Origin of the sequence: Persicobacter diffluens, from assembly GCF_036244895.1 — a bacterium.
In the GTDB taxonomy this organism is placed as follows: Bacteria; Bacteroidota; Bacteroidia; order Cytophagales; family Cyclobacteriaceae; genus Persicobacter; species Persicobacter diffluens.
Genome location: NZ_BQKE01000001.1, coordinates 2,146,511 through 2,168,292, shown reverse-complemented (window position 1 = coordinate 2,168,292; position 21,782 = coordinate 2,146,511). Strand labels below are relative to the sequence as shown.

Sequence of the window (21,782 nt, the reverse complement as noted above, 5' to 3'; positions counted from 1 at the left end):
CTATGGCAGAAGTGATCCGCATGCCTAAGATGAGCGATACCATGACCGAAGGTACTATCGCATCTTGGCTGAAAAAAGTAGGAGATAAAGTTGAATCAGGCGATATCCTTGCAGAAGTGGAGACCGATAAAGCCACGATGGAATTGGAGTCCTACGAAGAGGGCACATTGCTATATATCGGGGTTGAAGAAAAAGCGAGTGTACCTATCGACGGTGTGATCGCTATTATTGGAGAAGACGGAGAGAATATTGACAGCTTGTTGGCAGACATCCAGAGTGGTGCTGCTTCAGCACCAGCAGCTGTAGAAGAAGCCGCTCCGGCTCCAGCAGCAGAGGCCGCTCCAGCCGCTGCTTCCGTGGATACTTCTAAAATTGCAGCAGAGGTTATCCGCATGCCTAAAATGTCTGATACCATGACCGAAGGGGTAATTGCCTCTTGGGTGAAAAATGTAGGAGATGCTGTTGAGACCGGCGATATCCTGGCAGAGGTAGAGACCGATAAGGCGACCATGGAATTGGAATCTTATTCTGATGGGAAATTATTATACATCGCTGTAGAAGCAGGTGGGGCAGTGCCAATTGACGGTATTATTGCTATCATTGGTGAGTCTGATGCAGATTGGAAAGCTTTGTTGGAAGCTGAATCGGCGGGTGCAGCAGCGCCAGCACCGGTAGAAGCACCAGCAGCAGAGAAAGCAGCGCCTGCGGCGGCGGCTCCAGCGACAACTCCTGCAGCAGCACCGGCTGTTTCTTCCTCTAATGGCAGAATCAAAGCATCTCCTTTGGCGAAGAAAATGGCAGCTGATAAAGGCATTGACCTGAGTCAGGTAGCAGGTACCGGAGATCACGGACGTATCATTAAGCGTGATATTGAAAACTATGTTCCTGCGGCAGCACCTGCACCAGTGGCAGCGCCAGCAGCAACTTCTTCCAATGATGCCGCACCAGCACCAGTAGCGTTGCCTCAGGTAGTAGGGGAGGAGAGCTTCGAGGAAGTAGCGAACTCCAAGATGAGAAACATTATCGCTTCTCGTTTGACAGAGTCCAAGCAACAAGCACCTCACTATTATTTGACCATGGACATCGACATGGATTCTGCTATCGCCGCGCGTAAGCAGATGAATGAAGTGTCTCCGGTGAAAATTTCCTTCAACGACATGGTAGTGAAAGCAACTGCTTTGGCATTGCGTCAGAATCCAAAAGTGAATGCTGCCTGGTTGGGAGATAAAATCCGATACAACCACCACATTCATATCGGTGTAGCAGTAGCGATCGAGGATGGATTGGTAGTACCAACGGTTCGTTTCACTGATAACAAATCTTTGTCACACATCGGTGCTGAGATTAAAGAATTGGCAGGCAAAGCGAAAAACCGCAAGTTAGGGCCAGCAGAAATGGAAGGGAATACTTTCACCATTTCCAATTTGGGTATGTTCGGTATTGAGTCTTTCACTTCTATTGTGAACCCTCCTTCTGCTTGTATTCTTTCAGTAGGGGGTATTAAGCAGGTTCCAGTAGTGAAAGATGGAGCAGTGGTTCCTGGAAATGTAATGAAAGTAACTTTGGCCTGTGACCACCGAGTAGTGGATGGTGCTTTAGGAGCAGCTTTCCTAAAAACTTTCAAGGAATTGTTGGAAGAGCCAGTACGCATGTTGATCTAATCAACATCAAAAAATATAACATAAGAAAGCCTGTGATTTTTCATGGGCTTTTTTTTGTGCCACTTGTGTTTGGTAGGAGTGGAATTAGGCTCCAAGTTCACTCCTGAATTGCGTCGATCATTCCGGGGAAACTTATCCCGAATTATTCACCGCTATATTTATCGACTAAGCGCAACTATTTTATTTTCAGGTTGTTGTATTTTTTTTCTTGGTTTGTAATAGCCCAATTTTGGGCAAGCTTGCTTTTTCCTCATTCATCTGTTTCGTTGGGAAAAACTGGAAATAGAGAACTATTCCTTCATTTTTTCCGCCTTACAGCTAAACGAGGATTGAAGCATGAATAATCCGGGTTATTTCAAATCCCTTTCTTCCTTAATCCTTTGTTTTTTCATAAGGATCCTCTAATTTTTCTGAAAATATTGGATTATGAAAAGATACATCGTTAATCTGCTGGTAACCACGCTGGCAGTACTGTTTGTGGTTTGGGTGCTGGATTGGGTACAAATTGATCCAGGGCAAAACAAATACATCGTCGGTCTGAAAGTCGCCTTCGTGCTTTCCATTTTAAATGCCTTTATCCGTCCGCTGATGCTTATATTTACCTTGCCGGTAAATATTTTAACCCTCGGACTTTTCACATTTGTCATAAATGCAGTGGTGATTTTATTCGCCGATAGCATCGTTTCCGGCTTTCATGTGGCCGGTTTTTGGGCAGCCCTCTTTTTTAGTATTCTGCTATCTCTGACCACCACCTTTCTAGAATCTATTTTGGGCATAGAGCAATAGTCAGGGATATTTTGGCGGCTTTTTACTCCATTATTGAGCGGCTTGGAACAAATAAAAACCATTAATCGGGCAGGGGATGAATTTCCTGCCCGATTTTTGTACCTTTGCATGCTAAATTGAATCATCGGCCTGTCGGGGCCAGAGGAAATAAACAAAATCGTTGTGCGTTTCGAAGATATTAAATTGAATAAAAACCTTGCAAAAGGTATTCGTGAGTTGGGATGGGAAGAGATGAGCCCCATTCAGGAGAAGTCGATTAAGAAGATTTCTTCCGGTAGAGATTTGGTAGGAATTGCGCCTACCGGTTCCGGTAAAACGGCCGCTTACCTGATTCCAATGATCAATAAATTGCAATATGCGCAGGGCGAAAATCCGCGTTTGATGATCATGGTGCCAACCAAAGATTTGGTATTTCAGGTGCGTGAGGTAGTGGAGCAGCTGTGTAGGTTTAATAATCTTCGGATCACTTCCATCTATGGGGGAAGTGGAAAGCAGCGCATGATGGATGAATTGGAGCGCGGTACGGATATTTTGATTGCCACGCCCGGTCGTGTACAGGAGTTGGCGGTTACCCGTTTTTTGATTCTGAAGGATATCAAGTATTTGGTGGTGGATGAGGCCGATTCCATGTTGGAAAAGGAATTTTACCGCCAGGTAGAAAAGATTTTGGAGATGTTGCCGGAGGAGCGTCAGAACATCTTTTTCTCAGCAACATTTAATCAGGAAGCGGATGAATTGTCTCAGCTGATATGCCTTAATCCCATGAAAGTGGAGATTTCTGAGGAGCAGCGTCCGGTAGAGCAATTGCAGCAATATGTAATGTATCCGATTAACAAGCCGACGAAGTTGAACTTGTTGTCCGGTATGCTTTGGGATTATGAGAAATTCACCAAGGTGATCGTGTTCGCAGCTTCGAAGAAAGAGGCTGATGCGATTACTTCCAAGTTAGGCGCCACCATTCCGGGTGAGGTCCGCGTGATTCACTCCAATAAAGATGAGACTTACCGTCAGCGTTCTTTAGAAGAGTTCCGTTCTGGTGAAGCCCGCGTTTTGGTAGCGACGGATGTAGCGGCTCGTGGTATTGACGTGGAAGATGTTTCTCATGTGGTGAACTTCAATACGCCGTACACCTATACTGATTATGTACACAAGGTAGGGCGTACTGCTCGTAATGGGGCAGAAGGAGCTTCTATTACTTTTGTGGGGGATATTGAAAAGACACACTTTGCGTCTATCGAAGAAATTCTGGGAGAGAAAATGGAAGAAATTCCATTGCCGGACAATTTGCTGATCATTGAGGAGACGGATCGTCCCAAGGCGGATCAGCATTATGGTAACACCATGAAAAACTCCAACCGCCGCCGTTCCAGATTGGAGCGTGAGCAGAAGGAAAAAGGCGCTTCGACGCATGAAAAAAGTGCCAAAAACAGTAAGGAATTTAACCTGAAACCACGCCAGAAATGGTCGGCACGAAAAGGTTTTAAAGAAAACACCAACCGCATGACGCGAAAGGATAAATAATCAAAAAAAACCGGAGAGTTTTCGCTTTCCGGTTTTTTTTGCTTGTATTTATGAAGATTGAGGTTGCTTTGTTCTTACTAAAGCGGACTATAAAGAAAGTGCTGGTTGATTACCCCAATTAAATGCGGAAATGGAAAGCGCGCTTTGGTCACCTGGTCCAATCCCTCCATCAGGATTTCCAGCTTTTCATTGATTACTGCATAAGTGGTTTGTTCCAGTTCGTCCTTTCTGGACAATACCCAGTAATTTGGAATAGGAGGGGCCTCGTAAAGCATGGAATAGTTTTCAAAAAGCACCATTTGTGCTTCCTTACGGATAATCACATGTGAACTAAAATTAAGATAATTCAGGCCTTCACTTTTCTCCCATCGGGCATATTTATCCAAAAGCGCCTGAGCAACGGGTACGCTTGTTTCGAAAGGAGGCAGCTCTTCTTCAAATAGGAAATAAGCTTTATTCTTTTTCCATCCAACCCCCAGTAATGGGAAACAGTCGGATTTCAAGGTGATGGAATCATATTCGGCAGGAATGATAAATTTCTGCTGGAGATAATCCTGAATCCCGGATTTGCCCTTTGTCTCCTTTATTTCGAGATAGGTGGCAGATTCCTTTACATAGGGGCGTTGGTATAATTGATCATAAAATTGCTGATCCAAAGTGTGCAATAGGGGGAATCGGATGAGATCGCCCGTTTTCTTGTCATATTTGATTAGCCATTGGTTATCAGTGGAGACAACATGCCCATTTACATAGCGGTGGATAGCCACTTCCTTTAGCTGGAAATTCTTGTCAATAAGGATGTGGAATTCCTTCCCAAAACTGAAAGCGTAAAAGGCTTCGTCCGCTTTATCCAGATATGCGGCACTTGCGTATATTTCGGTGATGACTTGTCTTTTGTAGGCTTCTTTGCCTTCATAGGGGAGGAGTTTTTGGTTGAATGCAATGCTGTCCAATCCCTCATTTTCTGCTATAAGCTTTTTAATGATCATCTCTGAAGGAAAGGTTTGATTTAAAAAGACTTCCAGCGTTTCGCAATTCAGCAATTCAGAGATAGGTGGGTCCTGTCTTTCGGCAGTTTTCGAAGTTTTTAGATTTTGGAGTTCTCTGAATTTACCGTTCTTTTCAGGTGACAAAACGACCAGATGAATACTGTCTTCTCCAATTTCTTTTCCGCAGTAAAAGACCTCATCCCAAAAATCAATATGATGAAAGGTATACGGAATTAAAGGTTGTTGATCGCTAAGGGAGACCAGCTCATATTCCTGGTTTTCCAGTTCATGGATCAGCGCATTTTTGCTGAGCTCGTATCCTTTTTTATCCTTCCAAATACATTCCTGATCAGTATTCCAGAACTCCGTGGGTTTATCGGATTGGAAGCTAATTTCATAAATATCCAGTTTTCGAAGATATCTTATTTGACTGATTTTTTCATCGGCCAATAGTCGTTCCCCATTGATATCATATAATTCTTTATTCCATTTGGACCAAAACAGCCATTTTTCCATGGGTAATTTAGAATTAATGATATCACAATTGCTATTAATCGGTTGCTTTAAGATGGGTTTAAAATCTTCGTCAAAAAACTGTTTAAGACGACGATTACGGTTTTGCGCATGATAGATCACCACCTTTTTTTTCTCCCGACCGGCATACTGCTCCGATTCCTGATCACTCTTTTGATGGTAGTATCCCGAACTCAGGGCATCAAAAGTATTCCCGCTGGGATAGTGTACATAATGAGTATGCCACAGACTTTCATTCAGACTGATCAGTTGATTCATTCGTCCGTCATTGTGGAGCAGCTTACTTTCCTGTCCGTTGATTTCCATTAGCGCCTGTCCTTGCTCATTGAGCAAAGTGTAGACTTTCTCCTGTTGCCCAACTAATAGATTGGTTCCTACATAGTAGAGCTTTTCATAGATAAATGGAATAATGGTTTCCTGTTTGGGGCTTATAAAACCATAGCGTTCCCCTTCGGCAAAAGACTTGGCCACGATGAATCCATTTTCATTCGCAGCCTTGGCGTCTTGGAATTGGGGAGCGATGATCTCTTTTCCTTCCTGATTGTGGTACCCCCAAATACCATTAATCGAAAAGGGGATGAACTTTTCCTGAGCCTGAAGTCTTAGGGGGACAAGCAGGAAGATTATTATGTATATAAATTTATAATTTTTCATATTCGAATAGCGCTTTACCTTTGGGGTGAAAATAGAACGAGGACTTCCCTCTGATGGCTTTTATTAGTCCATTTGGGAGCAGGACAGGTGCTTCTGAAAAGTAAAAGTGCTCCTGATCATCAGGGTGCCACAGGGAATATTTTTTTGTATTGGTTGAGTCGCCCCATCCCGAGGAATAGCGGAACATGATCCAGTCTCCAAGACTAGTCGCTTCCTGGTATTGGATGTCCAAAAATGCACCGTCTTTGGTTACTGCCGAGCTTTTCTTTGGTTCACGATCATACACTTTACCCAATATAAAATCGCATTCATCTCTGGTGTAATAAAAGTTTTCTGAGATCAACTCATTCCCCTTGTATAAATGATCTTTCTGCCCCCTTTTTGTTGCCACGATCCACAGAGAATTGGCTTTCTGAATCGGTTGCACACTCCTATATCCAAGGTCTGAAGGGAAAATAACCTCCATAGTGTTGCTGTTCATCATTCCCGCTTTCCTGTCATCAATGTACAGATAATAGCCTTTGCCTGAATGTGTGAGGTATTTGGTAATGGCGAAAGGGGTGGAGCTTTTATACCCCAGGCTGTCGATCAACCAGTATTGATCTTCTCCTCTCAGTGCCAGTGCTTTGTTGTCCAGTAAGTCGTAACGTTGGTGTCCACGGTGAAGGATGGTGCCGTTTTGGTCAATGATCACGCGTTCCTTGCCCATGCTACCCTCTGCGAATTGCTCATTGATGACCCTTAGTCTTTGAATGTTAAGAGGAATTGCGGGCTTTGCGACATTTTCCATCCAAAGGTTTTTTTCGTCATCCTGGAAAATCGCTTTTTGGTTGAAAAGGCAATAGAGCTCTTTGAAAGGCAAAAAGGTAGTGTCTCCTTTGCCAAGCGTAAATTGTCCGAATTTCCCCTCCTGATTGGTGAAATAGGCCTGATGATCAAAACTTATCGTTAATGTTTTTAATTGACTGATGTCAAAAATTTGTTTTCCCGCCACATCGAACAACTGCACATGTTGTTTTTCCTGATCGAAAACCAGATAGAGATGATCTTCATCTTCGTCATCTTTTTTTCGGAAATACTTGATGGTGCCCGGCTGTCCCGGAATAAGCACTGCGCCCTGATGGTTGCATAATTCAAAGTGCGGAACACTGTCTTTTTGGTAAGTGAAAATGAATTCGCTGTCTGTGTAGCTGTTGTAATAGTCCCAGCTATTACGGGAAGGGGGAATTTGTCTTAAAAACTCGCCTTTCGCATTGAAGATGTCTTTACCGTCCTCTTTTATTCCTAAAATGAGATGATCAGCACTATTGCCCGATGAAATATCATCGTAGATGAAATCGGTGAGTAATTCTCCTTCCGCATTGATCAGCGCTAATTTATAATCTTTATTCTGTATCCGAAAAATGGCGGTGTTATGCTTATTGGTGGTCCAAATCGCTACGGCTGCTTCAGGAAGTGCAATTTTTTTTCTGTTCTGTTGAAAATATAGATACAGCTGTTCTTCTGCCTTTAGTTGGAAGATTGTCTCTTCTTCATTAAGGGGCTTGACCTCCTTATAGCTGCTATGGTCGGCAGGATCGGCGTATTTATTGTAGTAGATTTGGCCATAATCGAAGCCGTATTTTTCTCTTGGATTATGATACGGAGTCTCGATTTTGGTCAATACATTTCCCTCCAAATCATGGATGACCGTGGAGGATTTGGTTGTCGCATATAGGTAGTTTTCTGTTCGATTGATGTATTGGTATTCAAATGGGATAACGATTTTGCCTTTTTGATTGATGGCTCCCCAGAGGAAACGTTGGCTTTGGTCTTTTTGAACAATGGCTAAGGAGCCTTCGAAAATTTCCGCATTGTGGAAGGCCGCCTTGAATGCCGGTTTTCCATTTTTCTTGAGAAATTGATAGCCTTTTTGGTTTCTAAATGGAATAGGGGTTTCCTTTAATTCCTGAGCCTCCACAAATGGAGTATTTAGAATTAAAAGAGTAAGTAATATTAATCTTCGCATAATGAATTTCATAGGGCTGCGAAGATAGCTAAAAAGGGATATGATTTATGCTAGAGAATATTTTCTTTTTATAGTTAATAAAAAAAGGCAGACTTTTTAAGCCTGCCTTAATTTCATTGTGAAGTATGTTTAATTTTTCGCGGTTAATTCCGCAATTCTGACAATCACCTCAGTCGCTTTTTCCATGGATTGTACCGGTACGAATTCAAACTTCCCGTGGAAATTATGCCCTCCGGCGAAGATATTCGGACAAGGTAAGCCCATATAGGAAAGACGAGAACCATCAGTTCCTCCGCGAATCGGTTTGATCAATGGTTTAATATCCAATTGTTTCATGGCTTCTTCTGCCACATCCACAATGTGCATCACCGGCTCCACCTTTTCTCTCATGTTAAAGTACTGATCGACCATTTTAAGGCTGACCATATCTTCTCCATGTAATTTTTTATATTTTTCTACGGTGTCGGTCATGAACTGCTTACGGGCTTCATATTTCGCATGGTCATGATCACGGATGATGTACTGCAATTTAGTATCCTCCAGATTGCCATCCATACCTACCAGGTGGAAAAATCCTTCATAGCCTTCCGTATGCTCCGGAACTTCTTTCTCCGGGAACTCCATGGCAAAAGCAGCTGCCATGCGCATGGCATTCACCATTTTGTCTTTGGCAGATCCAGGATGTACCGAAACGCCCTTGAACTGAATTTCAGCCCCAGCAGCATTGAAATTTTCATATTCCAATTCTCCAACCGGTCCACCATCCAAAGTATAGGCATATTCAGCACCAAATTTCTCCACATCGAAAAGATCGGCGCCGCGCCCTACTTCTTCATCCGGGGTAAAGCAAATGCGGATTTTACCGTGTTTAATTTCCGGATGTTGGATCAGGTATTCCATGGCCGTTACAATCTCGGTAACCCCTGCCTTATCATCTGCGCCTAATAGGGTGGTGCCATCAGTGGTGATCAAATCCTGACCGATATATTCTTCCACCTCAGGGAAATCAGCGACTTTAAGCACAATATTTTGCGCCTCATTTAAAACCAAATCGCCGCCCTGGTAATTCTCCCAAATTTTCGGCTGCACATTAGCGCCTGAAAAGTCCGGGCTGGTATCCATATGAGCTACAAACCCGATTACGGGAACTTCATGTGCTACATTGGAAGGTAAAGAGGCCATCACATAAGCATGCTCATCGATGGTTACCTCTTCCATTCCGATTTTATTCAATTCCGCTACCAAATGCTCGGCCAAAATGCGTTGCTTCGGAGTGGAGGGAATGGCTTCAACACCTGCCTTAGATTCGGTGTCGAATTTTACATATCTAATAAATCTTTCTACGATGGGTTTCATCCTGTATTGCTTTTTTGGGAAAGAGTGATTTATTGACGATAAGTCAAGTTTCGCTCTTCTAAAGTATATTTGACCACATTTTGATAGTGAAAACCAAATTCCGTCTTTAGTCGGCGCCTGGTCCAGTTGCCTTGTTTATCTTTGTTCAAATATTTATAGGAAGTCACATAGTGGAATTCATCGAAATTGATCTTTCGTTTATGGCGACTGCCTTTTTCCTCTATAATTCGTCCTTTTTTGTCATATTTAAAGGCCGCCTGCTGGAAGGTGGAGCCATGTTCATTTTTGAATTCAATCCTTTGCATTTGGCCCTGTTCATTATACAGGCAAATGATGGTTGTTTCTTCCTTTGCCGCATAATCATTAATAATGATCTGGGAGATGTTCCCTTTGTCATTTAATTGTACATCCTCCTGGCAAAGCAACTGGCCCTCTTCATTGAAAATCTTTTTAAGGTAACTTTGATCCCCCATAGAGATTTTCACTTCCTGAGATACAGGTTCTTTACGATTAGATTTTCGGTTTTCTTTCCTAACCGCACCAGCATCAGATGTACTGATTTGCAGCTCATCCGTCTTTTCCTTTTTCTCAAAGGAATTGATGAGCCCTAATCTCTTTTGCTGTTCCAAAAAATATTTCTCATGTCGAAGATCTGAAAAATCCCCTTTTATATCCTTTAAAAGGCATTCTTCAGGTAAAATCGAGTTGATGATCATATATACACCACTAAATGTTGAAGCTTCAAATTTATACTTTTTTCCCGCTTTTCAGTGAGCCCGAATCCATTATTTTAGGAATCAAATCATCAACCATGAGCATAGGCGTTCCTATTTCATGTAATATTTGGCTAAAAGCTATTTCTTTTGTGTCAATCAAATCGTTAGACCTTTTGTTAAGTGATTGCCTTTCAGGGGGCTGATTTGGCATGATAATGGAGTAAAACCCTTCAAAGCTTGAAAATCATGGAAAAAGAAAATTCAGAGATATTTGTAGGGCCCGGCGGAATTCTCCTTAAAAGGGAGGAAAATCTTTATCGGGCTTTAAAGTGGGTGGTCAAAAAACAAGTAAGCCGCACTTCGACGAGTTTAAAAATTGGATAAATAGCGTTTGAAACCTGTTTTCATTTTGAAGCAGGTTTTTTTATGTCCCATTTTTTAAAATTATGGCCTTCGATGTTTAAATTAAGGATCGTTATCGGGGCATTATGAATAGGTTAGCCCTTCCAAATCGAAAAAGACAGACCGCATGAATGCCTTCGATGCACTCAGAAATTTTTTTGAACCCTTTTCTTTTTTGTCTGCCGCCACGGTGGAAGAATTGCTCAGTAAAGGACAACTGAAAGAATTGAAAAAGGGGGAGTTGCTACTTCAGGAAGGGCAGGTGAGTAATAAACTGGCTTTCATCCATAAAGGTGTTCTTCGCTCCATATATTTGAATAGCAAAGGGGAGGAAATTACTTATTGCTTTGTATTCCCGAATCGGCTGATGACGGCTTATTCCTCTTTTATTTCTGGAAAAAAAAGTGTTGAAAGTCTGGAAGCCCTTACAGAGGTAAGTTTTATTGAATTTAAGAAGTCAGATTTGGAAGCCATGCAGGCGAAATATCCAGAATGGGAACATTTCCGCAGGCTAACAGCAGAGCAGCAGTATATGGAGCTGGAGCAACGTATTTTTCAATTGCAAAGAGAAACTGCTGAAGAACGGTACGGGTATTTATTACGTCATTATCCGGAATTTTTACAATATATCCCCTTGCAATATTTGGCGTCTTACCTGGGTATTACGCCAAGACACTTAAGTCGCATACGGGCTGGTTGGCAGGAGGAAGGCGTATTCACCGGTAAATAATAAGCGCGTGTTTAAAAGCTAAAATTCGCAGTCGGATGGTGTGCTTTTTAACATGCCCTAACTGCATTATTCACCGATAAATTCATTAATTAATCTCAAGTAGCTTATTTACAGTTCATTATAGTTTGTTTTCTTTGATTTATAATAGCCCAAATTTGGGCAAGCTTGCTTTCTCCTCATTCATTTGTTTTGTTGGAAAAAACTCGAAATGGGAATCTATTCCTTCAATTTTTCCGCCTTACGGCTAAGCGAGGAATTAAGCTTGAATAATCCGGGCTAAGAACTTGAGGTACGTTGTGTATTGGTGAGGGGCCTTTTTTTGTGGAAAATATTTTGAAATGGTAGACGAAATGGACAAATGTCTTTTCCCTCTTCAGTAGGAATGCCTTTCTTTAAAATAAAAAAAACAAATGGGAAAAGTGCTCATTATCAACGGAAATCCGAAGTCGGAAAGTTTTTCTAAGGCCCTGTCTCAGGCTTATGCAGAGGGCTACGGTTCACAAGCGGAGGTGCTCCACTTAGTTGACCTGAATTTTGGTCTGGATTTAAAGTTTGGCTATGACCAACGTACACCTTGGGAAGCCGATTTGCAATTGGCTTATGATAAAATTCAGGAGGCCGATCACTTGGTGTGGGTGTTTCCGCTTTGGTGGTATGGATTGCCTGCAAGAATGAAAGGTTTTATTGACCGCATATTTTTACCCGGATTAACTTTTGAAATTACAGCCGACAGTCCAATGCCCAAAGGCCTGTTGAAAGGCCGAACTTCCGATATTATCATGACTGCCGACAGTCCGTACTGGTATTATCGCTGGTGGATGGGGGCTCCCGCTAGTCGGCAATTTAAAAAGGGGACTCTGGAATTTTGTGGCGTGAAGGTACTGAAAGAGGTTTTTATTGGTCCGGTAAAAGGTTCCAAAGACCTTAAGCGCCATCAGTGGCTGGAAAAGGTTAAGCGTCTAGGTAAGAAAAGAGCACAAAAATTACCGACTGCTTCAAAAAAAATAATGAGAAAGGCCGTAGGGAAGAAGGACACGGCTTTTTCATAAGATTACAAATGGGCAAATTATTGGAAGGATCTAGTTCCCCATGAAGGTCTATTTAGTTTGAGCGCTTGTATATGAGTTAGATTATTATCTTTTACAGTATTGACTTTAATAGAAATAATCTATCAGATCAACAGACGGCCTTGATCAATGGGCGGATAGACAAAGGTTCTGCTGGCGACCAGAAGGCATCACAGCGACATTCCTGAAATACTTTACCAGTGTCGCGTCAACTGCATGTCGCCTTGGTGGGTTCCGTCAGCAGGTCCTTTGTCCCGCTGGCATTGGTCAAAGCCTTGATTTTTTAAAAGGCCAAATTGGGGTAGCATGCATTCTCCTCATTCCTCTGCTTTCTTGGAGAAAACTCGAAATAGGTAAAAATCCTTCATTTTCCACCCATGCAGTTAAACGAGAATTTAAGCATGAAAACACAGGCTGGATATAACAAAAAATCGTCCATGAGCTGCTTAGCTATAAAAATGAAGAGATAGCACAATATTCTCTCGTGATTTACAGCCTGCAGCTTTAGGATGATTTCAAGTTGAATATTTGAACGGCATTATGCCGGCAGGATACTGATCCATTTATCCGCTTTCTGATATTGCAATTGGAAATTGGTCAGTCCTTGTCCTCCTGCAAGGGTATTAAGAAAGTGACCTAACCAGCCAAAAGCAAGGTAATGCGTGGAAGCATTGGCCCCCTGAGCGAATGGTAAATCATTGAGTTGCTGATACAGGGCAATAAAATCAGAAAAATCTTCCTCCAAAGATTCTTGTAAAATGACCTTTGGCGCAAATGTTCGCAAGGCAGGAATTGCCGTGTCCACCTTATCCAGCCAGCCACTGCTATAGATCACATCCCAGCTGCAGCCCGGGTCCATATCGAGTTCGTTTTGATACCAATTTGAGAAGTCGGTCCGTATCATTTGGGAAATCACCCTGGGTTCTTCCAGCAAATTCCGGTAAAGGTCCCTGCATTGATCTTCATAAAAGGCATCTCTGAACTGTTGTCCGTTCCTCAGGTAATTAAAGAAAAGAGGCTCTAAACCTTGCTTTCGGAGCAGGGAGCTGTTGGAAAACGTATCGCTAAGCGGGAAAATTTCAGCCAAAGTTTGTGCCGCGAATGCATGGATTTTAGCTTCCTCGAAACGGTTCATTACGGACCAAATGGAGAGCATTTGCTGAGGATTTAGTCGAATGCCGGCTTCCATTTTTATCTTATCTGCGGGGCGTAGTTTTGCCTCCCACTGGGTAGCGATTTTGGAATAAGCGGCAGCATTGATGGCACCGGTACTCAAACTGAACAGCATAAAACGCTCAAAATCCCTTTTGTCCCAGGATCTTATTTTGGAATCCTCCCTTTTGTACTGGAAGTCCATAAAGGTCTCTAAATCTCCATAACTGGGATTGGTTAGGAACTTGGGGGTTTGCAGTCCAAAGTCCAGATAAAGCAACCCTTTTTCGTGTTTGTTCGGCTGCCGTTCTCTTACTGCCTGAGCTTTGAGGGTGAACTTTTTGAGATCCCCTAATTTTTCACTTAGGCTGTAAGCCAAATCCCGTTGATTTTTAGCATTGGCGCTCCAGCCTCCAATCTCTAAACCAATATTGAAAATACTTCCTCTTTTATAGGTTTGCTCATCAAAAAGGGCGGTAATCTTGATGCTTTCGTCTTGTTGCGCCTTTTCTTGGATTTTATTGATGCGTTTTAAAAGCAAATCAGTATGGATTTCCGAAAGCGAAGCATAGGGCATTTCCATACTAATGATGGTAGACCGTTCTTGTTCCCTTTTCAATTTCCATTGGAGTCCCAGGCGAATTTGCTTTTCTGCATATTTGACGACCTCTTTTTCGATATCCTCCGCTTTTATGGGGATATTATCCAATGGTAACTTTTGAATAAATGTCGAAATTTTAGTTTTTCCTTCCTCCGAAATGCTAATGCGGAGATTAGGACTCAGACCTAAATTCCAACTTTTAGCTGCTGCCTTTTTAATAGTTAAAGCGAATTGATCCGTTGCTTTTCGGTAAAGTAGCGTGTCAAACTGGTCGCTAAATGCAACTTCGAAATTAATTACATCATCCACCAGAGCAAGCTCCACCAATTCCTTTGTGGTCTTTTTCAATTGTTTAAGCGTAGTTCCTAAAGCGGGAACCAAAAGGGTGGAAAGGTCAAGTCCGACTTCCATCGCCAAATTACCTCCATAGCCTATTTTGATTCCTTCACCAGCGGAAAGTTCATTGGCCGCTTTGGCTGTTAAAAATACGGGGAAATGAGGAAGAGCAGCCGATAAACATTCCAATACAGTTTTATCAGCATTTACTTTTTGATAGAAAAACAGATTCAAATGGCGGTTAGCGCCTAAAGTGAAGCCCAATGATCCCAATACCCCTTCAACAGCGCCACCAATTTGCCCCTCCAATTCATAACGGATATAATACGCTTTTTCCTTCAGGGCTTCTCTTATCATTTCCGGATCCAGGAAGTTTTCCCCACTGGTCTCCAGCAGGTCTTCCTCTGTTCTAAAAAGCTGAGCGCTTAGTTTTGCTCCGGAGGCAAAATTTAGGGGAAATTGTTCATGGATCACCGGAAAGGATTGCTCCTGATCAAATTGAATTTGATCCCCAAATAAATTTTTACATTGTTCCGGACTTAGTTTTGAAAGGGCAGGCCACTTATTCTTTAAGAGGGATTTGATTTGGCCGTTGGATAAAAGCTGGAGTATCATGATGGATCGGTTAATGAATTTTAGGGAATCTACATGCTTTGTCTGATGATGTCAATAATTATTGAATAGAAATTATAAAGCTTTCTGGATTGGGGTTTGGGAGTAAGATGTAGCCTTCCATTCTAACTTGACCTCCAAGGAAAATTAAAATGATTGAAATGGATATCCCTTATTTTTAAATTCCAGAGGTATATCCTCTCAAAAAACACTCATCGCGCAAACTTTCAAATTCTCGCTTTTTAAAAAACACGCTAAGCCGGATTTTACTGCTTAATTCCCCCTTTAGCTGCACGGCTGGAACAATGAAGGAACCTTTGCTATTTCGTGTTTTTTCAACGAAAAAGGGAATGAGGAGAACACAAGCTCACTCGAATTAGAGCTATTCAAAAAACAGCGAAACAAACCACTAACCATCGACAATAAGTGATAAATTTCGGTTTTTTTTAAGTCTTCCGGTGAATAATTCGGCTGAAGTTTTGCTAGTCATATTTGGTTTCCTCCTTGAAGTTGCCTTCATGGCTTTAGCGATGCATAGGGTTGTTTTTTCATGATTTAAAATAAAAGTGTCTGATTAGTTGGGGGCTGGCAGGAGGGGGAGTTCTGCGTAAATGTGATGCGGTATCGTAATATAAACCACTCACTGACGGTTTTTGGCTAGATTTTATTTGACAAGGCCGGTTGGTTTGAGGAAAATAAATTTTTACCACCTTTACCTGAGTTTTTTTTGCGCCCAATTCATAATGGTTTCTTTAATTTTATTCCTGTAATAAGTGCGCGGTTAGGTCGCATCATTTCAAGCAATTTCGCATTAGGTGAAATTGACTTCATGTTTTTAACGGTAGCGGGCCATTTTCTTTAAATATACTGGTGCCGTTTTGTCAAGGGTGAAAACTCCTCATGTAGTTTTGGGCTATTCAAACCTAGCTAATATGGAATACTATTTTTTGAAAGCGTCATTTTATAAACCATTACCTATAGATTAGAATGAAAATGAGAACCCTATTTTTTCGAGTATTTGGATTTATCACTGCGGTGGCATTGACTGCAGCCATCCATTCCGATTTTTTTGACCGATTGAAAACAGAGCGGGTGGAATCAGAAGGGGATATTGTTTGGAGCCAGGTGGGGCCCGGGAATGCCGGCTTCGCTAACGTCATGCGTTATCATCCCACCATTCCTCAGAAGGTAGCCACCATTCCTGATATGTGGAATGCTTATCAATCTGACAACAATGGGATCAGCTGGTACCATATTACGGATTCAGATGGGAAGGGTGAGTTTTACCATATCCGTGATTTATATTATTCTCCAAAAGTACCGGAATTTGGTATCGCCATTAGTTCTGCTCGCATGTATCAGACCCATGATACAGGCAGAAGTTGGCAAATCGTGCCCAATTGTCCGTGGTATAAGCCCCTGGCAGATGGGGATGATCAGGAATCCTGGAAAAAGAAAGTCGCCTCCCTGGCGATTGATCCGAATGACGAAAATGTTTGGTTCGTGGGGGGAGGCTCTTTTGTACGGGGACAGGAGTGGTTGTCCTGTTATCAAACCGTATCGCAAGCGGCACCGCATGGTAAAGAAGCCGATTTTCAGGGCGACCTTTGGCGAACCAAAGATGGTGGTGTTAGCTGGGAATTAGTAAACACCGGCCTTCCAGCCAAAGCGCAAGTGGGCAGAATAATCGTGAATCCCATGAATTCCAATCAGGTGTTTGCAGCTTCCAATTACGGTATTTTCCGTTCCAATGACGGGGGAGATAGCTGGGCTTCCATTGGTGAGCAACTGGATAATGATATCATCATGGATATGGATTTTTACTATGATGAATCCCGTCAGAAATTTATACTTTATTTGATTGACCAGGTGCAGTTTGTGGCCGCCGGGAATACTACTACCTGCACGGGTGGAATTTTCCGTTCCGAGGATAATGGAGCCAGCTGGATCAAAATGAATGGGGACATTGGGCTGGATATTAACCGCCTCACAGGAGGAACACCAGCAAGTTATTATAAATTTATTGCCTCCTGGTTTGGCATTAAGGAAGCCGAGGCCAAAGCTCAGTATTCCGAATTGCCTACAGCGGCCATGCAATTTTTCTTTATGCTGAGTGCAGATCCTAGCCGGGAAGGCGCTTTGTATGTAGGATTTGCGGATCCTCAAATTGCGAATTCCTTTGTTCCTGGCCGTTTGTGGACTACCAGTGATAATGGAGACCATTGGGTGAATACGGCCAGATTGGGGGAGCATGTTTGGGAGAATGATAAGGCTTATTGGGAAGAAAGAGATAACCCATGGCATGAGAATATGGTGGTAGGGCATGAGTCTCCGCATTTCCAGTTCGGGAATAATTATGCGCTACGCTCTATGCGCGGGCTTGATGTTGGCGTGGATGGCAGTGTGATGATCATTTCGGATCACAGTACGATGTTGAGTACGGATCATGGTGCCAGCTGGACGCAGGTAGATGAGGATTATACGGAGGGAGGTAGTATCATTGGTCGCGGAAACAGTAATTTGCCTGGCCTCACTATTGGGCAGGACAAGCGATTGGATTATATGGTGCTGGGCTCAGGCGAGCACCGGGTTTGGATACCGACCGCAGACAGTCCGGATGAGCGCCAGGCCATGAAATTTATTGAAAGTGCACAGGAAACGGTGTCCAATTTGGCCTTTGATCCTTATGATGCGAACATCATTTATGCCACCTCTAACCGACAAGCCGAGAAGCAATATATTTATCGCAGTTCAGATGGCGGCTATCATTGGGAAAGATGGGGGACGGCCACACCAGCGACCAATAAATGGCTGGATGATTTTTATACCAATGGTCTGGTGATCGACCCCATCAATCCGCAATACATGTATCATGGGATCAACAAGATAGTAGATGTAAGTAAGGCAGATCAGGGGGGCTTTTTTGTGTCCAAAGATGGAGGGAAGACCTTTCAACAATCCAACAATGGCTTGCCAAACCCTGTGCGTATTAAGGACATCGCTTTTGATCCTCGGGACGATAGTCGGGCTTCTTTATTTGCCGCGGCAGAGAAAAATGCCTTTAACCAAGAATCCCCGGTGGCGGAAGGTGGATTGTACCATTCTTTGGACCGTGGAGCGAATTGGTCTAAAGTGTCCACTCCTGCGGCTATTGGCGGCGTAAATGAAATTGCCATTGATCATGCTAATCGGATTTATATTACAACGGGCTATCGTGGAGGTGGCGCAGGCCTTTGGTATTCCGATGACTTCGGCGAAAATTGGGTGAATTGCTTCCCTTATGCCGGGGCGATTAGCGTCAATGTTTCTCCTTTCGATCATCACCTTTTAGTGGTGACGGTTGGCTTTTTGGAAAAAAATCCCGGCGTGTACGTGAGTCGTGACCGAGGGCTGAATTGGAAAAAAGCCAATACCGGAATCGTGACCCCACATCGGTTGGAAGAAATTGAATTCAGTATTTTTGATGCCAGCGAAATCTGGATTGCGAATTTGGGTACCGGGTTTTATAAGGGTTCTATTTCCGGCGGAGAACAGATTCAGGTGGTGCACTTGGAACAACAGCATCTTGATATTCGGGAAGGGGTTGACCTGCAAATGGCCGCCACTATTAGCAATTCCGATTATAAGGACGAAACCATCGAATGGAAAACGGAGAATCCTGCAGTGGTGACCGTGGATGAAAAAGGATTGCTAAAGCCTGTAGGTAGGGGAAAAGCAAAGGTATATGCAACTGTGGCAGATGGCCGTTTTGCCGATTATTGTGAGGTGGTGGTGCATGAAGTGGTGGATCCGGGAGCGCCAGAGCCTCCATTGTCTGCAGATCCTAAATCCGGTAAATTGAGCGTTGCCCCTGTGCCTGCGCAAGATTATTTTTCTGTTTTAGGTAATTCTTCAAATGGTTTATTGAGTTTGGTGAATATGAATGGGCAGAAGGTATTAGAGAGTGACGTCACTGAAAATGTAAATATTGCTCATCTCCCGGTGGGGCAATATCTGGGGGTGATAGAGGTGGATGGATTAGTACAGACTTTCAAATTATTGAAAGATTGATGCTGTTTTGGCGCTTATTTAACCCGATTTATTCATGCTTTAGACCTCATTTAACTGCAAGACGGGAAAAATGATGGGATAATTTCCCAAATCGAATTTTTCCCAAGGAAGCAGGGGAATGAGGAGAAAGTAAACAAATCTCAATTAGCGCAATAATGAAACAGGAAATCCTCTGCAATAGGCCGAAGAAAGTGTCCTTGGGTGGCTTAATGGCCCTGGTGAAGGGTAGTTTTGAGGGTGTTTAAAAGCCAAAATTCGAAGCGAAAATTTAATTAAGGAAGAAGGATACCCGATTATTTTGAGAAAATAGCATCGTTATTATTGAGAAATTATCCAAAATCGCTTCCAATAATTCTAATTTGCAGCCGGATGCTGTGTTTTTAAACACGCTCTTAGATCAATTTTAAATCTCGAAAAAAACGACCAACTATTGGTCGTTTTTTGTATATCCATTTCTGATTTTAAATCCTTTTTATGGAGTGTTTTTTTTGTTTTTCAGAAATGGTAAATGAGTCCTTTTATTTTGTCCACTTTACACTTTTTGGATCCTGTCTGATGATCCACTTTTGTAAGAAATAGGGGAGATCATCAAATATGATGGCCTTCTCTGATACTGGATTAATTAATGCCTGTGGGAAGGTTATGGTGTATTTTTTTGTAATACATTTGTAGTTTCTTCCTTTATAGGAAATGTCAAAGGTTTCATCCGTATTCGCTTTGTAGTTGAGGCTATTTTCATCAAATAGCGGTATTAGGACACTATTTTTTCTGAAACTGAGATAAAGTTTTTTTGCTTTTGACATTCTAAAAATAAAATAAATATGTATGATCCAAAGGAAGTGAATTTGAGAAAGGTTAATAGAGGTTTCCTTAGTTCTTTCCTGATCGCTATTGAATTTCATGTCATATTTATCAATTTTTTGATTAGTGTTGATTTTTATTTCGGATTTATTTTTGTCCGATTTTATTTTTTCCTGACCTGGACTGGTAAGTATTAAATAGGTAAGTAATGCAGACGCAAGAAGTAAAAAAAGTATAGGCCAAAGTATTAGTCTAAGACCTATTTTTAATGGAATTGGTTTGATTGAAGTCATGGTTTTGTTTGAGAGTTTGGTCAATGATACGAATGAGAGACTAATTTTATGACAAAAACAACATTATAATTTAATTAGATTATTTACGCAATTATCATTTTTTGAATTGTGCAAATTTTTATTTTGCGCATATTTTTAAAGTTCAAATAAATAATGAAATTATTTATTCTGCGTGAATAGGATAATTAATATTGCGTAAACTTATTTTAATTTTTGCGCATGATATTTCCTCTATTATCAGAGGAGTAGAAAGGGACTGAGGGCGATAATTTTTTTATTTTGTTTTTCTGCGGGTCTTTTTGGTAAAGTTAATAATGTGTTTTAGGATGGGAAATCGTTTGTATGGGTTAAAAATTTCTCTTTATCTGGATCTCATTCTGGAATTGTTAAATATTGACCACTTGGTGTGGTTTTATGGCTAATTAAGTATTATGTCATGGTTTTTTGAGTATTGAGATAGAATTTTATTTTTTTTTGATTTAATATCAATCAAATATTAGATTACGTAAAATTAAAAAAATCTTAAAAAAATAATCGATAACAATTTGCTTATGGCTCCTAGAAGGCTTCTGATATAGTGCGTTAATCTAATTTTAACAATAAAATGGAATAATATTTTGTCTTTTGTATCAAGGCTAGAATGCCATGTTGCGTTTTATGTTTTTGTCTTTATAAAAAAATTATCTCCTTTGTGGGGGAGAAGAATATAATGAAAGAATTAATAAATTTTGGTTTTACAGCCAATGAAATAACCGTTTATGAAAAGTTATTGCAGTTTGAACAAGCCTCAGCGACCGCTTTAGCCAAAGAGGCAGGGGTTGCCAATTCCAAAATTTATAATTTACTCGCTAGACTGAAAGAAAAAGGCTTAGTGTTTGAGGTGGAGGGAGAAAAGCGCCTTTATCAGGCAAAAGATCCGGCAGAGAGTTTCCAGTTTTTGCAAGAGGAGTATCGGCAGAAAGGCCTGCTGTTAGAGCAATTAAAAAGTTTAGGCAGCGAGCTATTTCAGGCCAAAGGAGTACAGCAATCTGAACGGGTAGTGAAGGTGGTGACCTCCAAAACGGCTATCGTTTCTACCTTCAATCAGCTTTTTTTGGATGCCAGGGAAGGTGGGGTTGGTTTTATTAAAGGCCCCTATTTAATGGATTTGGATCAGGTTGCTCATCAGCCCAGTGCTATCGAGGAGAGCATAAAAAATGGGCTCCATTATCGGGCCATTTATGAAGTGGGAGATGAGCAACAAGAAAAAGTGCAACAGATAGCCAGTCACTTTCAGGCTAAAGGAGAAGAGGTTCGGTTGCATGATGAACTGCCTATGAAAATGGTCATTATTGACCGTGAAAAGGCTTTTATTGCTTTGGATAGTCCGGGGAGTTCTGGTACTCTGGCCATTTTGGTCAACCATCCGGTTTTCAGTCAGGTTCTTCAGGAGACCTTTGAACGGTATTGGGAACAGTCTAGTGAAATTTAATACCTAATATTCTGAAATAGTCAGAATTATAATATCCTAATT

The 21,782-nt window shown here is 41.8% G+C and carries 13 protein-coding genes; 7 read left to right on the top strand and 6 right to left on the bottom strand.

Going from position 1 to position 21,782, the window contains the following annotated elements:
• Positions 1-2: 2 nt before the first annotated feature.
• From AAA970_RS08875 to AAA970_RS08865, 3 genes are all read left to right on the top strand, one after another.
• Entirely contained in the window at positions 3-1,661 is a 1,659-nt protein-coding gene (locus AAA970_RS08875) for a pyruvate dehydrogenase complex dihydrolipoamide acetyltransferase (RefSeq protein WP_338236824.1), read from the top strand.
• A gap of 426 nt (positions 1,662-2,087) precedes the next feature.
• Positions 2,088-2,447 (top strand): phage holin family protein, encoded by a 360-nt coding sequence (locus AAA970_RS08870; RefSeq protein WP_053405256.1) that lies wholly within the window; start codon positions 2,088-2,090, stop codon positions 2,445-2,447.
• A gap of 162 nt (positions 2,448-2,609) precedes the next feature.
• Positions 2,610-3,968 (top strand): DEAD/DEAH box helicase, encoded by a 1,359-nt coding sequence (locus AAA970_RS08865; protein WP_338236823.1) that lies wholly within the window; start codon positions 2,610-2,612, stop codon positions 3,966-3,968.
• Between the two features lie 77 nt (positions 3,969-4,045).
• Here the strand turns inward: AAA970_RS08865 and AAA970_RS08860 are convergent, their stop codons facing one another.
• From AAA970_RS08860 to AAA970_RS08845, 4 genes are all read right to left on the bottom strand, one after another.
• Positions 4,046-6,145, bottom strand: coding sequence for a WG repeat-containing protein (locus AAA970_RS08860; RefSeq protein WP_338236822.1), 2,100 nt, complete (start codon positions 6,143-6,145; stop codon positions 4,046-4,048).
• On the bottom strand, positions 6,132-8,153 hold the full coding sequence (locus AAA970_RS08855; RefSeq protein WP_338236821.1) for a WG repeat-containing protein: 2,022 nt from the start codon (positions 8,151-8,153) through the stop codon (positions 6,132-6,134). The genes AAA970_RS08860 and AAA970_RS08855 overlap by 14 nt, the downstream gene beginning before the upstream one ends.
• Before the next feature lie 129 nt (positions 8,154-8,282).
• Entirely contained in the window at positions 8,283-9,509 is a 1,227-nt protein-coding gene (pepT, locus tag AAA970_RS08850; protein WP_338236820.1) for a peptidase T, read from the bottom strand.
• Between the two features lie 29 nt (positions 9,510-9,538).
• Positions 9,539-10,225, bottom strand: a complete 687-nt coding sequence (locus tag AAA970_RS08845) for a hypothetical protein (RefSeq protein ID WP_338236819.1) — start codon at positions 10,223-10,225, stop codon at positions 9,539-9,541.
• Between the two features lie 529 nt (positions 10,226-10,754).
• On the opposite strand from AAA970_RS08845, the gene AAA970_RS08840 reads away from it, so the two are divergent.
• Positions 10,755-11,357, top strand: coding sequence for a Crp/Fnr family transcriptional regulator (locus tag AAA970_RS08840; RefSeq protein ID WP_338236818.1), 603 nt, complete (start codon positions 10,755-10,757; stop codon positions 11,355-11,357).
• 410 nt (positions 11,358-11,767) lie between these two features.
• On the top strand, positions 11,768-12,406 hold the full coding sequence (locus AAA970_RS08835) for an NAD(P)H-dependent oxidoreductase (protein WP_338236817.1): 639 nt from the start codon (positions 11,768-11,770) through the stop codon (positions 12,404-12,406).
• 556 nt (positions 12,407-12,962) lie between these two features.
• Here AAA970_RS08835 and AAA970_RS08830 read toward each other — a convergent pair.
• Positions 12,963-15,128 (bottom strand): hypothetical protein, encoded by a 2,166-nt coding sequence (locus tag AAA970_RS08830; protein WP_338236816.1) that lies wholly within the window; start codon positions 15,126-15,128, stop codon positions 12,963-12,965.
• A 990-nt stretch (positions 15,129-16,118) separates the two neighbouring features.
• On the opposite strand from AAA970_RS08830, the gene AAA970_RS08825 reads away from it, so the two are divergent.
• Positions 16,119-19,175 carry a VPS10 domain-containing protein gene (locus AAA970_RS08825; protein ID WP_338236815.1) on the top strand — a complete coding sequence of 1,019 codons (3,057 nt, stop codon included), beginning with the start codon at positions 16,119-16,121 and terminating at the stop codon, positions 19,173-19,175.
• A 518-nt stretch (positions 19,176-19,693) separates the two neighbouring features.
• Here AAA970_RS08825 and AAA970_RS08820 read toward each other — a convergent pair.
• Entirely contained in the window at positions 19,694-20,269 is a 576-nt protein-coding gene (locus AAA970_RS08820; protein ID WP_338236814.1) for a hypothetical protein, read from the bottom strand.
• 709 nt (positions 20,270-20,978) lie between these two features.
• Here AAA970_RS08820 and AAA970_RS08815 point away from each other — a divergent pair.
• Positions 20,979-21,740: a TrmB family transcriptional regulator gene (locus AAA970_RS08815; RefSeq protein ID WP_338236813.1), complete on the top strand. Its 762-nt coding sequence runs from the start codon at positions 20,979-20,981 to the stop codon at positions 21,738-21,740.
• Positions 21,741-21,782: the final 42 nt, after the last annotated feature.